This window comes from Aliidiomarina maris, from assembly GCF_003987335.1.
Taxonomy (GTDB): Bacteria; Pseudomonadota; Gammaproteobacteria; order Enterobacterales; family Alteromonadaceae; genus Aliidiomarina; species Aliidiomarina maris.
This window is the reverse complement of record NZ_PIPK01000001.1, coordinates 292,746-305,279: the sequence shown is the minus strand read 5'-3', so window position 1 is coordinate 305,279 and position 12,534 is coordinate 292,746. Positions and strand designations below refer to the sequence as shown.

The 12,534-nt window shown below is 50.2% G+C and carries 17 protein-coding genes; 11 read left to right on the top strand and 6 right to left on the bottom strand.

Translation table 11 applies throughout. The annotated features are described in order from the left end of the window. The first annotated feature begins 97 nt into the window (after positions 1 to 97). The 4 genes from CWE07_RS01495 to CWE07_RS01480 all read left to right on the top strand — a co-directional run bounded on the left by CWE07_RS01495 (position 98) and on the right by CWE07_RS01480 (position 1,386). Positions 98 to 307, top strand: coding sequence for a cold-shock protein (locus CWE07_RS01495; RefSeq protein WP_111568168.1), 210 nt, complete (start codon positions 98 to 100; stop codon positions 305 to 307). Positions 308 to 495: 188 nt separating this feature from the next. Beyond that, on the top strand, positions 496 to 720 hold the full coding sequence (locus tag CWE07_RS01490) for a DUF4177 domain-containing protein (protein ID WP_111568167.1): 225 nt from the start codon (positions 496 to 498) through the stop codon (positions 718 to 720). A gap of 10 nt (positions 721 to 730) precedes the next feature. Then, a complete protein-coding gene (gene yidD / locus CWE07_RS14675) occupies positions 731 to 1,003 on the top strand; it encodes a membrane protein insertion efficiency factor YidD (RefSeq protein WP_111568166.1) in 273 nt (90 codons plus the stop codon). Beyond that, complete coding sequence (locus CWE07_RS01480) at positions 1,003 to 1,386, top strand: TM2 domain-containing protein (protein WP_241973979.1); 384 nt, start codon at positions 1,003 to 1,005, stop codon at positions 1,384 to 1,386. The genes yidD and CWE07_RS01480 overlap by 1 nt, the downstream gene beginning before the upstream one ends. A gap of 59 nt (positions 1,387 to 1,445) precedes the next feature. On the opposite strand, the gene CWE07_RS01475 is transcribed toward CWE07_RS01480, so the two are convergent. Beyond that, on the bottom strand, positions 1,446 to 1,847 hold the full coding sequence (locus CWE07_RS01475) for a glutathione S-transferase N-terminal domain-containing protein (protein ID WP_111568164.1): 402 nt from the start codon (positions 1,845 to 1,847) through the stop codon (positions 1,446 to 1,448). A gap of 115 nt (positions 1,848 to 1,962) precedes the next feature. On the opposite strand from CWE07_RS01475, the gene CWE07_RS01470 reads away from it, so the two are divergent. From CWE07_RS01470 to CWE07_RS01440, 7 genes are all read left to right on the top strand, one after another. Continuing rightward, a complete protein-coding gene (locus tag CWE07_RS01470; protein ID WP_111568163.1) occupies positions 1,963 to 2,484 on the top strand; it encodes a HEAT repeat domain-containing protein in 522 nt (173 codons plus the stop codon). 13 nt (positions 2,485 to 2,497) lie between these two features. Then, positions 2,498 to 3,394 carry a putative RNA methyltransferase gene (locus CWE07_RS01465; RefSeq protein ID WP_111568162.1) on the top strand — a complete coding sequence of 299 codons (897 nt, stop codon included), beginning with the start codon at positions 2,498 to 2,500 and terminating at the stop codon, positions 3,392 to 3,394. Beyond that, the gene (locus tag CWE07_RS01460) at positions 3,391 to 3,834 is read left to right on the top strand and encodes a YaiI/YqxD family protein (RefSeq protein ID WP_111568161.1); all 444 of its coding nucleotides are present in this window, start codon (positions 3,391 to 3,393) and stop codon (positions 3,832 to 3,834) included. The genes CWE07_RS01465 and CWE07_RS01460 overlap by 4 nt, the downstream gene beginning before the upstream one ends. Before the next feature lie 167 nt (positions 3,835 to 4,001). Beyond that, entirely contained in the window at positions 4,002 to 5,207 is a 1,206-nt protein-coding gene (pgsB, locus tag CWE07_RS01455; protein ID WP_111568160.1) for a poly-gamma-glutamate synthase PgsB, read from the top strand. Further along, positions 5,204 to 5,779, top strand: a complete 576-nt coding sequence (gene pgsC, locus CWE07_RS01450) for a poly-gamma-glutamate biosynthesis protein PgsC (RefSeq protein ID WP_111568159.1) — start codon at positions 5,204 to 5,206, stop codon at positions 5,777 to 5,779. Before pgsB ends, pgsC begins: the two co-directional genes overlap by 4 nt. 10 nt (positions 5,780 to 5,789) lie before the next feature. Beyond that, positions 5,790 to 6,965, top strand: a complete 1,176-nt coding sequence (pgsW, locus tag CWE07_RS01445) for a poly-gamma-glutamate system protein (protein ID WP_111568158.1) — start codon at positions 5,790 to 5,792, stop codon at positions 6,963 to 6,965. A gap of 49 nt (positions 6,966 to 7,014) precedes the next feature. Beyond that, a complete protein-coding gene (locus tag CWE07_RS01440) occupies positions 7,015 to 7,476 on the top strand; it encodes a methyltransferase family protein (protein WP_111568157.1) in 462 nt (153 codons plus the stop codon). A gap of 29 nt (positions 7,477 to 7,505) precedes the next feature. On the opposite strand, the gene CWE07_RS01435 is transcribed toward CWE07_RS01440, so the two are convergent. The 5 genes from CWE07_RS01435 to CWE07_RS01415 form a co-directional block, all read right to left on the bottom strand. Further along, on the bottom strand, positions 7,506 to 8,288 hold the full coding sequence (locus CWE07_RS01435; protein ID WP_111568156.1) for an SDR family oxidoreductase: 783 nt from the start codon (positions 8,286 to 8,288) through the stop codon (positions 7,506 to 7,508). Continuing rightward, complete coding sequence (gene rnhB, locus CWE07_RS01430; protein ID WP_111568155.1) at positions 8,285 to 8,896, bottom strand: ribonuclease HII; 612 nt, start codon at positions 8,894 to 8,896, stop codon at positions 8,285 to 8,287. The genes CWE07_RS01435 and rnhB overlap by 4 nt, the downstream gene beginning before the upstream one ends. Beyond that, complete coding sequence (gene argE / locus CWE07_RS01425) at positions 8,893 to 10,050, bottom strand: acetylornithine deacetylase (RefSeq protein ID WP_111568154.1); 1,158 nt, start codon at positions 10,048 to 10,050, stop codon at positions 8,893 to 8,895. The genes rnhB and argE overlap by 4 nt, the downstream gene beginning before the upstream one ends. 153 nt (positions 10,051 to 10,203) lie before the next feature. Then, entirely contained in the window at positions 10,204 to 11,754 is a 1,551-nt protein-coding gene (locus CWE07_RS01420) for an AbgT family transporter (RefSeq protein ID WP_111568153.1), read from the bottom strand. Positions 11,755 to 11,917: 163 nt separating this feature from the next. Continuing rightward, positions 11,918 to 12,484: a hypothetical protein gene (locus CWE07_RS01415; protein WP_126818961.1), complete on the bottom strand. Its 567-nt coding sequence runs from the start codon at positions 12,482 to 12,484 to the stop codon at positions 11,918 to 11,920. Positions 12,485 to 12,534: the final 50 nt, after the last annotated feature.

The following is a 12,534-nucleotide window of genomic DNA, read 5'->3' as shown; positions in this document are numbered from 1 at the left end:
GCCAGATTATTCGTAATTTTTCCTCGTCCTGTAGTTTCAACTAGCTTTTATTTTTACCCGCATTAACATCTAAAGTTTTTAATACAGGATTTATATTATGTCTGAAGTCATCAAAGGTTCAGTAAAGTGGTTCAACGAGTCTAAAGGTTTTGGTTTTCTAGAGCGCGAAGGCGGTCCAGATGTATTCGCACATTTCAGTGCTATCCAAGGCTCAGGCTTCAAAACTTTGACTGAAGGCCAGCGCGTTGAGTTCTCTGTAACTCAAGGCCCTAAAGGTCCTCAAGCTGAGAACATCGTACCTTTATAAGGTGAGATGTCGGCTGCAAGGCTTTATGCTTTTGTAACCAACACAAATTTTAAAAAGCAGACCTTCGGTCTGCTTTTTTTGTGCCTGCTGTTTGACATATTTTGTCACTTATTTGTATTTGCCTAGCCCGCAGGCTTGCGTCATAGTCGGGATTCTTGATTGTAAAATTATCAGCACAAGGAGCTGTAGTGAGCGACACCCAAAAATTTCGAGAGTATAAAATAGTGCATATCGTCGAGGGCGGATGTGGCACTATCCTATTAGGCTCTTCTGGTTTGCCGATGCGCAAAATCGAAGCTGAATTGAATGCGTATGCCGCTGAGGGTTGGCAAGTTGTTTTTCAAGTACTTGAAATGAAGAGATTTTGGTTGTTTTGGCAGCGTGAAGCTATGATTGTCACACTAGGGCGTTAGAGGCCTCTTGATGCTTACACAACTGGTTGTGAAAGCCATTACCGGTTACCAACGTAGCGGGGGCAGTCGGCGCTGGTTCGGTATCACCTGTTGTTACCAGCCAACCTGTTCTCAATATACCTTAGAGGCCATTCGTAATGTGGGCTTGTGGCGAGGCGCCAAGGCTGGCTGGCACCGAATTCGTCGTTGTCGGCACGGCGATAGTTTTTGTTATTGCGTAGAACCATGGCAAGGGGTAACGCACCAATCTAAAGCAAAGCACGGAGATCAAAGCGGATGTTGATGAGCAAGCATGTGAACGCCGAAGAGGAGCAATTGCGTAAAGAAATTGCTGCGCTAAGTGATATTGAGCGCCAAGCTTTTTATGCAGCCGTGCGTCGTGAATTGAAAGACCCTGACACTTACGCCGTGTTAAATTGGTTTTTAATTTGTGGGCTGCATCATTTTTATTTACGCCGCTGGTTACGAGGTGCGGTGAACTTAGTTGTATTTGTGGTGGCAGTGGTGCTGATTAAAACCGGTTTTGGTGTGATAGGTGGCCCCTTGTTATTAGGTATACTGGCGATTGAGCTACTCGCACTGTTCCGTTCACAAATTATTGTTCAGGACGCTAACAATAAAATATACCGTCGGCGCTTACAGCAATTACACGGAGAGCCAGTTTAACGGCTCCCGTTATTGGTATCTGCCCAGGGCTAAAAAATCAAGGCTTAGAAATATCAGGGCTAAGAAATATCAGCGAAACGCTTGCTTAAATAATCGTTAATCGCGTCTGACTCATACATCCACTCCACATCATTTTCATTCTGTCCGCTGGCAATGCGTAAGCATGGTACTTTAATTTTTCCGCCGCCACTTAATAGCGCATCGCGGTGCTGTTGCACTTGCTGCGCATCCCGCAATTCGATCGGTAAGTTAAGCTTGCGTATATGTTTGCGTACTTTGATGCAAAATGGACAGGTGCGAAATTGATACAAAGCAAGCTGTTGGCACGCAGCATCGACTTCGCGTTGACCTTCAGCGCTGCGTTGCATAGGCTTAGGCGTGGTCAGGGTTTCGCTGATAAGCATGATAGGTGCCAACAGTAATCGCACAAAGCGAAAAAAATATCGAATGACTACTTTCATCGGGTTTAGACCTGTAAACTATCGAATAATGATAAGTATTATACCTGAATTCAAATGCCGCTTCGACCACCGCTAGGGGGTTGCAATAGGCTCTTTTTCCAACGGATTATTTGCTGTGAAAACTGATTTGAAAAGCGTTACATGGAAGCCGCTGGGTGTATCAAGCTGTGTGCTGCTGTTAGTCGCTGCATGTAGCAGCGCACCGACAACCTCGGATACTGACGACACCACACCTGTCGTGGTCGCGACCGACTCAACAGATGGCGCTGAGCCTGACGCTACACAAGACACCAGTCAAGATCTCGAATACAACTTAGCCCGCTTAAGTGACCCAGATTATACCCAAACCTATGGTGACGGTGAGAACGAAAAAATTTGGTATAGCGCGGCGGAGAATCTTGGCATGATCGGCAAGCCAGCGATTCCTCACTTAATTGAAAAGCTAGCATCAGACGATGACTTCGAAGTCATGCTTGCGCTCTACGCATTGCAGCTCGCCAGCCAAGATCAAGTGTTGCAGGCGCAAACCGACGGTAATTATTTAACCTTACCCAGCGTGCTAAACCCGCGTGCAAATCGGCATAACCGCGCGATTGCGTTGGATTGGTGGCAAACCTACCAACATCTTTGGGATTAGGGTAATAGCGACGATGCAACCTGCACTTATATGCCCATTGTGCCAAGCTAGCTCTGCGTCGGCTCGGTTCGATGATGCCGAGCTTCAAGCTAATTCACAGGGCGCTTGGGTGTGCCCTCAGGGCCACACCTTTGATCAGGCCAAACAAGGCTATGTCAACTTGCTACCGGCTCACTTTAAACGCTCTAAGGACCCTGGCGACAGTAAAGCCATGGTGCAGGCTCGGCGTCGGTTCTTAACCAGCGGTCGTTATCAGCCTATCGCGGATGCTTTGTACGCCGCAGTTCGCGATGTTGTGCCAACTGAATCAAGTTTCAGCGTGCTAGATGCAGGATGCGGTGAAGGCTATTATTTGCGTCAACTAGCAGCGCATTTTGATGCGCATCAAGCTAATTGGCTGGGTAACGATGTGTCAAAATGGGCAGTGCAGGCTGCGGCACCTTGGCAAAAAAAAGGCCGTTATGTGGTGGCCAGTAATGCCCGCTTACCTTTTGCAGATCATAGTATTGACGTGGTGGTGTGCGCATTTGGCTTTGCCAGCGAAGCCGAATTTGCGCGGGTATTGAAGCCTAACGGCGTCGTGATCAAGCTTGACCCTAGCGCACACCATTTAAGCGCGTTACGCGATGTTTTATATACCAAGGAACAAGCGAAGCAAGCCGCAACTAAGCGTGAAGCACCTAGCTTAGATGGCTTTGATTGCACACATACGCGCACTGAGGCGTTTGATTTTGAGGTTGATAATAGCTTGTTGCAAGACCTGATTGCGATGACCCCTCATGCATATCGCGCACCTGCGCAGGGCTTAGCGGCCGCCGCCGAGTTGGCCGAGCTTCGGGTGCAAGCATCCGTGTATGTTCAAGTATTCAAGCCTGTCAAGCAGGTGAGCCCACAAGGTAATAGTGAATGACAATTTGGGTCGATGCGGACGCGTGTCCAAAAGTGGTTAAAGAGATTTTGTGTCGCGCAGCGAATCGCACGCAAACACCTTTAGTGTTTGTGGCGAACCAGCGCATTCCTGTGCCGCCTTCGCCGTATATTCGTAGTGTGGTGGTGAGCAGCGGCTTTGATGTCGCGGACGCCGAGATTGTGAATCGTTGTGAAGCCGGTGATTTGGTGATTACCAGTGATATCCCTCTTGCCTCTGAGGTCATCGCCAAACAGGGTCACGTGATTAGCTCGCGCGGCGAGGTGTTAACCCAAGCCAATATTGGCGAGCGTCTGAATATTCGTGATTTCATGGACACCATGCGCGCAAGTGGAGAACATACCCGTGGCCCCGCGCCGCTCAATCAACGTGACCGCCAGCAATTTGCGAATGCCTTGGATAGTTATTTAGCCAAGCGTTGAAGCGCTCAGTCGAGCTTAATTAATGCCTAAGCAAGACATCCAAGTGCAAATTTTCGAAAGTAAAAACTTTGTATAATGAGTGGCTAATTTCTTCCAGCTGTATATAACTTAAACAAGCCAAACCAAATTGGCTAAGAACTAAGTTTTTGTTGTCTGGGGGAAATTGTGTGGCCATACCTGAAACCTTAGCGGTGATGGCGGCGCTTTGGCTCGTGCTAGTAATAGCTGGGCTAGGTGAAGCATGGCGTCATCGTCGTATCCTTAAATCCATTCCTGTGCGTGTGCATGTCAACGGCACTCGCGGTAAAACCAGTGTCACGCGTTTAATTGCTGCGGGTTTGCGCGGCGGTGGTAAGCGTGTCTGTGCGAAAACCACCGGCTCGGCGGCGGCATTTACTGACCCTGAGGGACGTGAGTTTTCGCTTTACCGCATTGCTGGCGCAAATATTATCGAGCAAATGCGTTTAATTGCGCGCATGGCGAAATTAAAGCCGGAAATTGTGGTGGTGGAATGCATGGCATTACAGCCGCATTATCAGTCATTGACCGAGCTTCGGATGGTGCGCTCCAACGTGGGTGTAATCACCAATGCACGTGCGGACCACCTCGATGTGATGGGGCCTGGCGAGCGCGATGTTGGCTTAGCTCTGGCGGGTAGTACCCCAGTTGGTGGTGATTTATTCACGGCAGAACGTGATTTGCTGGATATTTTTGAACTGTCCACCCAAGACCGCGGTTCGCGCTTACATGGCGTTACGCTGAATGAAGTCAACGCTATTTCGGATCAAACCTTACGTCAATTTCAATACAGCGAACACGCCGAAAATGTGGCGTTGGCGCTTAAGGTGTGTGAACACCTGGGGGTTGACCGAGACGCCGCGCTGCAAGGCATGATAGCCCTTGAGCCCGAGGCGGGTGCGATGCGGATTATGCATCTTGAGTACTTTCGCCGAGACATGATTTTCGTCAATGCCTTCGCTGCCAATGACCCCGAATCAACCGGTGGTATATGGCACCGCTTGATTGAGCGTCATGGTGAAGGCCGTAAGTTGATTGCGCTCGTCAACTGTCGTGCAGACCGTCCACATCGTTCACAACAAATGGCGGAAGCTGCGGTCACCTGGACCCCCGCCGACCGCTATATTGTGATGGGCTCAGGCACACTGATGTTTGCGCGCATGGCGGTCAAAGCCGGTATCGACCCGAATAAGATTATCGTCATGGAGCAAGGTGCGATGGTAGACGTGATTGAGACTATTTTTGAAGAAGTGGGTGCCCGTGGTTTGGTGGTCGGGATGTGTAACATTCATGGTGGTGGTGAAGACGTGGCCCGTTTCTTCCAGAACCGCGCCTTGAGAGAGGAAGACGTATGATCGCGTTAAATATTTTAGCGGTATCCATAGGCATCGGCTTATTTTTTACCTTGTTACTGAGCACCAGCTTTGGCCTCGCCGCTGGTGGTCTGGTGGTGCCTGGCTACATGGCGCTTCAACTGATGAGCCCATTGAGTGTGATGGTGACCTTATTTGCTGCGTTTGCGACATTCTTGATTGTGCGCATGGTGTCAAGTTACGTGGTTATTTATGGCCGCCGACAAACCATCATTATGATTTTAACGGGGTATTTAATTGCAGGCTTACTGGACATGTTCTTAGGCAGTTTAGTGGCTTGGGCCGACCTCGAGATGATTGGTACGCCTGGAGACGCCGAAGCCCAAGTGGCGCAGCTTGAATCGGGCTTTATGATGGCGGTGATGGAAACCAGCATTATCGGTTATATCATCCCAGGGTTGATAGCCATTTGGTTCGACCGCCAAGGCGTGCTGCAGACGCTATGCGGCCTTGCAGTCACTGCCGTACTCGTGCGCTTAGCCTTAATAGTGATTATGCCCGATGCTTTGATGGCCTATGAAGCCAATCAAGCGATGCAGATGCCAGGTTGGTAGGAGTAGAGTTATGTTCAAACAAGCAAATAAGAAAGCTGGCGGCTACACCAAGATTTACTGGCGAGCATCGAAGATCCCAACGTGGGGATTAGTATTCCTATCATTAATCGCGATTGTCATTTTGCTGGCCGCTGAGAATATCACCGTACGTGATCCTGTGGTGGAGGCACATTATTCCACGATGGTGGCGGCATCGCGCACGGTGCGCGATGGGTACGATGCCATTCGCCCAGTGCGCGCCGACTTACGCCCAATCAACCCTGAAAATGATCCGACACGCTCTGGCATGTTAGGCATCTCCAGCAGTGAAGTGACCACCACGATTGGTGGCTTGGAATCTAAGCAAACCACAATCAACCCGAACTGGGGTGCTGTGGCGGTTAAATTATTAGCCGATGCAGGCGTGGAAGAGGGTGATTTGGTTGCGGTGGCCGTATCCGGTTCGTTTCCGGCACTTAATTTAGCGGTATATGCAGCAATTGAAGCCTTAGGGGCTGAGCCTGTGATTATTGCGTCAGCGTCATCGTCACAATATGGCGCCAACGTCCCAGGGTTGTTATGGCTGGATATGGAGCGTGAATTGCGCAGTGCCGGAGTTATCGCTTCGCGTCCGGTTGCAGCCTCGATTGGTGGTGTTGAAGACCGTGGCGCCGATATTTCAAATGAGGGGCGTCAGATTATTCTTGATACCATTGCGCGTGCTGGCGTGCCGTTGATTGAGCCAAGTAATTACCAAGAAGCGGTGGCTGATCGTATTGCGCTTTATCGTGACCACTCAGAAGGGCGCCCGTATAAAGCGTTCGTGAATGTCGGTGGTGGCGCCACTATTGTTGGCCCACCCGGTATCGATAGTCAGTTCTCACCAGGGCTACAGCGCAATGCGCCGGCTCGCGCTTTCGCCGTTGATACCGTCATGGGGTATTTTATTCGCGAAGGCGTGCCGGCCATTCACTTTATTGGTATTCAGACCATGGCGGAGCGTCATGGCATGCCAATTGCGCCTCGCGACCCGGTGCCTGTCGGTGATGGCGGGGTGTATGCAAGCCAAACCTATTCAAGAATTTTGGCGTTAATCTTGGGCTTTGCACTGCTTGGTTTTACCTATTTGATGGTGCGCTCAGCCGGTATTATTGGCTTTTGGAAGCGCGAGGGTCACAGTGGAAAAGGGGTGAAACCCATGGTTTAATAGCAGCCGTTTAGGTTGGCTGCGAAACCATTTTCGCCAAGGACACACTTTGAAAAGGTTAGAACTTAAAATTCCGCCGCTGGTTATTCTTTTACTAGCGGCGGTTTTTATGTATGTGGTGGGGCGCTACGCCCCCGTTGTGCTTATCATGTTTGCAGGTCAGGTGGTGATAGCGGTTATTCTGGCGATTGTTGGCGCGCAGATCGCGATTGCTGGCGCTCGTGCCTGCTATGACCATAAAACCACAGTGAACCCACTACACCCGGAACAAACTACCCACTTAATGACTGACGGCGTGTTCAAGGTTAGTCGCAACCCGATTTATTTGGGCTTAGCCTGCATGCTACTTGGTTTCGTAATTTGGTTAGGCGCGTTGACAGCTTTGTTGGTGTGGCTAGGCTTTGTGGCGTATATCACGCGTTTTCAGATTATTCCTGAAGAGCGTAGTTTACAGCAGCAATTTGGCGATACATATAGCGCTTACCGCCAGCGCACGCGGCGCTGGCTCTAAAGTTTCTGCTCGCGGTGAATCGTACTTGGTTAGTCGCGTTTGGCTATCATGTTGCGTAGCAGGCCGGGGGCAACACGCTGTAACCACGGGGCTATTTTCGATAGCCCTTTACCTACCACGATTTCATCGCGGCGTTGTTCAATGGCGCGCACTATTTCCTGCGCGCATTGCTCAGCGCTAATACCACCAGCGTTATCAGGGTCGGCTTGACCCAAGCGCGAACCGTCAGCAACCAGTGCGTTGTGGGCAATTTGGGTGTGCACAAAGCCTGGACATACGGTTAAGCAATGCACATTCGAGGCTTTTAATTCAGCCCGCAGCGCATCCATAAAGCCAATCACGGCAAATTTCGCCCCAGAATAGCCTGAGCGGCGTTTGGTGGCGACTTTACCAGCCACACTGGACACACTGACAATGCAGCCGTGACCTTGTTCAACCATGCGTGGCGCAACCCACTTACTCAGGGCGACAACGCTGAAATAATTAATTTCCATTAAATCACGATAGACCTGAAATTCAGTGTCCAAAGCTAAGCTGCGCTGAGACACTCCGGCATTATTGATTAAGATATCAATTTTTTGCTCGCCTAACGCAGTTGCAGCGTTGCGCACCGCTTCCTCAGGCTTGGATAAGTCCAGACTGAGCACCTGATGCTCACCCGGAAGGCGTTCAGCCAGGGCTTCTAAGGTCTGTGTGCTACGCGCGGTTAAAATCAGCTTGGCGCCTTTGGCGGCAAGTTGCTCTGCCAGTGCTAAACCAATGCCCGATGACGCGCCGGTGAGCCAGATAGTTGCGCCTTGTATAGTTGTCATGGGTTGGAGCCTCCTGCTGCTTGTTGTGCTTGTTTAGCCAGCACCTCGCGCACGGGGCGAAAGCTGCGGCGGTGAATGGGGCTCACACCATGGGTTTGAATGCACGCTAAATGCGCTGCCGTCGGGTAGGCCTTATGCTTGGCAAAGTCATATATTGGATACTGTGCGTGCCATTCTAACATTTGGCGGTCGCGCTCTACTTTCGCCAAAATAGAGGCTGCACCTATGCAGGCTTCACTGGCATCGCCTTTGACAATGGCGGTGGCAGGGACTTTTAACGCAGGTAGGCGATTACCGTCGACCAGCACGTGTTCAGGTGCTACCGGCAAAGCTTCAACGGCACGCGACATCGCAAGCATTGAGGCATGTAAAATATTTAGCTGATCAATTTCTGCCACATCGCACTGGGCAATGGCCCAATACAGTGCGTGGGTTTTAATCTCTTCGCTCAGCACTAAGCGCTTTTTCTCGCTTAATTTCTTTGAATCCGTGACCCCTTCAATGGGGTGGTTAGGGTCAAGAATTACGGCTGCCGCAACTACCGGCCCTGCAATCGGGCCGCGGCCGGCTTCATCGACGCCGCATATCAAGGTAAGCGCTTGGTTCATGCTTGGCACACTCGACGAATAATTTGGTTCAATTGTTGCTGCGACGGGGCGATTTCCGCAAGGGTAATGAACTCATCGGGCTGATGGGCTTGGTTAATTGAGCCTGGGCCCATAATGATGGTTTCACAGCCAAGATCTTGTACAAATGGCGCTTCGGTACAGTAATTAGCTGGGGTGGCACTGTGCCCGGTCAGCTCTTCGGCAAGCTTCACAATGGCCGAGTCAGACGGACACGCGTAACCGGGAATCGGTTCATGCATGGAACGGATTTCAATCACTCCAGGCATGCGCGCTTGCAAAGGCTGCAACGCACCATGTAATAACCCATAAAAATCATCTAAGCGCATGCCAGGTAACGGGCGCGTGTCGAGGTGTAATTCGCAACATGCACAAATACGGTTGGCTGCGTCACCGCCATGAATATGACCAAAATTCATGGTCGGATAGGGCACATCAAAGCCTCCGTGATGATATTTTTCTGCCATGGTTTGACGTACTTTGATTAATTCGCCGATCACCTCATGCATAACGTCAATCGCGTTTAAACCCGCAGCAGGGTTTGAACTATGCCCGCTACGGCCAATAATTTTGACGCACTCGGTGGTGTGGCCTTTGTGCATAATCACAGGCGCCATATTGGTAGGTTCGCCAATAATCGCGTAATCAGGCTTTAAGTCGCTAAATTTACTTAATTCACGCGCACCCGCCATGCTGGTTTCTTCGTCGGCCGTAGCAAGTACCCGAATTGGTTTGGTTAACTGGCCCAAGTCTTGTTGGCGTAAGGCTTCAAGTACAAAGGCAAAGAAGCCTTTCATGTCAGCGCTACCTAAGCCATATAGTCGCCCGTCGGCTTCGGTGAGTTTAAATGGGTCACGGGTCCAGCGGCCTTCGTCCCATGGCACCGTGTCGGTGTGGCCGGCGAGTAACAAACCGCCCTCGGTGACACCATGTGGGCAGTAGCTGGCCAGCATATTGAATTTGCCACGCTGTGCCGCGAGCTCATTCACCTGCACGCTAAACCCTAAGCTTTCAAACCAACCCGCGAGTTTGTCGATCACCGCTTTATTACTAGTGTCCCAAGACGGGTCTAAACACGACACCGATGGGCTGGCAACCAGCTCTGAATACATGGTTAAAAAACTTGGTAGCGACATACTCACCTCAATCGATTAATTCGCAACTACTGCAGGGCGACATTGCCTGTGCCTGACAGCTTTAGGACTATCATACCATGGCGCAAATAAAAAAGAGCGCCACTTAAAAGTGACGCTCAGGTAGATAATTACTGTCTAAGGTATAGCTAATACTTAGGCTGGATACCCGTAGCTTGACTGCACACCTAGTGGAATGCCAAGTGCCCAGTAGGCCAGCAAGAATAGGGTCCAGATAATACCTAACGCGACACTATATGGCAGCATCAGTGATACCAAGGTACCGATACCCGTGTTCTTCACATAACGCTGACAGTACACCACCACTAGCGGGAAGTATGGTAACAGCGGGGTGATAATGTTACTGACTGAGTCACCTACACGGTATGCCGCCTGAGTTAAGTCTGGCGAGATACCAAGTTGCATCAGCATCGGCACGAAAATCGGTGAAATCAGCAACCATTTGGCACTGGCTGAACCCACAAACAAGTTGATCAGCGCAACCAGGAATACAATCCCGACGATAGTCACAGACCCAGGCACTGCTAATGATTGCAGGAAGTTAGCGCCTTTCATGGCAATTAAAATGCCTAAGTTTGAGTCACCAAAGGCTTGAATAAAGAGCGCACAGAAAAACGCCATAACCAAGTAGTACGCCATGGTTTCCATGGTTTTTGACATCGCCATAATAATATCGCGCGACTCTTTAAACGTGCCCGCAATATACCCATGCACAATACCTGGCACCCAAAATAGCAGGAAAATCAGTGGAACAATAGATTGCATCAATGGGGCGTCAAACGCGGCGATTTCACCCTGTGGGCTGCGTAGCGCTGAGCCTTCTGGCCATACCGCCGCCACCAATAAGGCAATGCCTGCCAGCATGGTCAAGCCACCAGCAGTAAAGGCTTTTCGATCTTGTGATGATACTTCTTCGATTTGCGGCATTTCGCTTGGATCGCCGTCAATTTCGGTGCCTTTTAAGCGCGGCTCGATAATTTTGTCAGTGATGTACCAACCAATACCGATGACGACAATCGACGATAAACTGGTGAAGAACCAGTTATTCAAAGGGTTAAGTACGATACTCGCATCGTACAACCGCGCCGACGCTTCGGTGATACCTTGAAGCATGGGGTCAATGGCGCTGGGTACAAAGTTGGCGCTAAAGCCACCTGATACCCCTGCAAACGCAGCGGCGATACCGGCAAGTGGGTGACGGCCAGCGGCGTAGAAGATAATCCCGCCCAGTGGAATTACCAACACATAACCAGCATCGACTGCCGTGTGGCTGACAATGGCCACTAAGATAAGTAGCGGCGTGAGTAAGAACTTCGCGGTATTGTTTAGCAGCAGCTTGATACCAACATTGATAAAGCCACTACGTTCAGCGACACCAATACCCAGCATAGCAACTAGCACCACGCCAAGTGGCGCAAATGAGGTGAAGGTGGTAACCATGCCCGCCAGAAAGTTGGCTAGGGCGTCAGGTGCCAGCAGGTTATTCACCACGATGGCTTCAGACGTTCGTGGGTCAATTTCACTGTAACTAAATTGAGCGAAAATTAAGCTTAACACCCAAACAATCAGTAATAACCCTGCAAACATGACCGCTGGGTCAGGCAGTTTATTACCAATAATTTCGATTCTATTTAGAATTCTATCGAGTAGGCCGTCTTTGCTTTTGACGGATTGTTGGTCACTCATGGTGATTCCCCGTATGGATAGCGCAACGCCTGTGAGCAGGCTTTGTTATAGTAAGTGTTATATTAAAACTGGCTAAGCATACATGAGACTAGGGGTACTGACCAGTACCCCAGGCTGGCAAAGCGATGAGTTGTTATCGCCTTGTTGAATGACTAAGCAGTGCTTAGTAGAGCACTCGCAGGCCGAAGCTCCAATTTGAGTTGGCATATACGTCGCTGAAATACACCCCTAATGCGGTTTGCGGGGTGAAATAGAAGTGGGCAGATACCACCACGCCATGGTTACTATCAAAGCCGCTCATATCAATGTAACGATAACCCAAGCGATACTCTAACGCGTCGTGACGCTGACGCACGCCACCATTTAAGGTGTAGAAAGTGTTACCTGAGCCGCTGAATACGTTCGAGCCTTCAACAAAGTTACCCACGCTGGTCGATACATCTAAAGTTGTGCGGTCATACACATTGAAATAACGGCCAACACCGAGGTCAATCACGCTTTGGCGAGGACGGTTGCTGGACTGGCTGATATTTTCGTAATGCCCGGTGACAAAATACTTATGCCCGAACTCGTGCTCTACGTCGATCATGTAGGCGCGTTGTCCACGGGAATTCTCCCCAACGCCAGCTGACACATGGGTGTAGCTTGGTTGAGTGAGGTTCAACGCTTGTGCGTTAGCAGCGCCGGTTAGCGCAAGAAGGGTCAGTGCAGGGATGATACGACGAAGCATAATAAACATTCTCAAGTCGAGTGCTGCGCGCACATTAGGTAAGTTGCTAC

Bases quoted from the DNA above. Each gene is read 5' to 3' on its own strand.
- CWE07_RS01495 (WP_111568168.1), top strand. From the start codon at position 98: ATGTCTGAAGTCATCAAAGGTTCAGTAAAGTGGTTCAACGAGTCTAAA.
- yidD (WP_111568166.1), top strand. From the start codon at position 731: ATGCTTACACAACTGGTTGTGAAAGCCATTACCGGTTACCAACGTAGC.
- CWE07_RS01480 (WP_241973979.1), top strand. From the start codon at position 1,003: ATGAGCAAGCATGTGAACGCCGAAGAGGAGCAATTGCGTAAAGAAATT.
- CWE07_RS01475 (WP_111568164.1), bottom strand. From the start codon at position 1,847: ATGAAAGTAGTCATTCGATATTTTTTTCGCTTTGTGCGATTACTGTTG.
- CWE07_RS01465 (WP_111568162.1), top strand. From the start codon at position 2,498: ATGCAACCTGCACTTATATGCCCATTGTGCCAAGCTAGCTCTGCGTCG.
- CWE07_RS01460 (WP_111568161.1), top strand. From the start codon at position 3,391: ATGACAATTTGGGTCGATGCGGACGCGTGTCCAAAAGTGGTTAAAGAG.
- pgsC (WP_111568159.1), top strand. From the start codon at position 5,204: ATGATCGCGTTAAATATTTTAGCGGTATCCATAGGCATCGGCTTATTT.
- pgsW (WP_111568158.1), top strand. From the start codon at position 5,790: ATGTTCAAACAAGCAAATAAGAAAGCTGGCGGCTACACCAAGATTTAC.
- CWE07_RS01435 (WP_111568156.1), bottom strand. From the start codon at position 8,288: ATGACAACTATACAAGGCGCAACTATCTGGCTCACCGGCGCGTCATCG.
- rnhB (WP_111568155.1), bottom strand. From the start codon at position 8,896: ATGAACCAAGCGCTTACCTTGATATGCGGCGTCGATGAAGCCGGCCGC.
- argE (WP_111568154.1), bottom strand. From the start codon at position 10,050: ATGTCGCTACCAAGTTTTTTAACCATGTATTCAGAGCTGGTTGCCAGC.
- CWE07_RS01420 (WP_111568153.1), bottom strand. From the start codon at position 11,754: ATGAGTGACCAACAATCCGTCAAAAGCAAAGACGGCCTACTCGATAGA.
- CWE07_RS01415 (WP_126818961.1), bottom strand. From the start codon at position 12,484: ATGCTTCGTCGTATCATCCCTGCACTGACCCTTCTTGCGCTAACCGGC.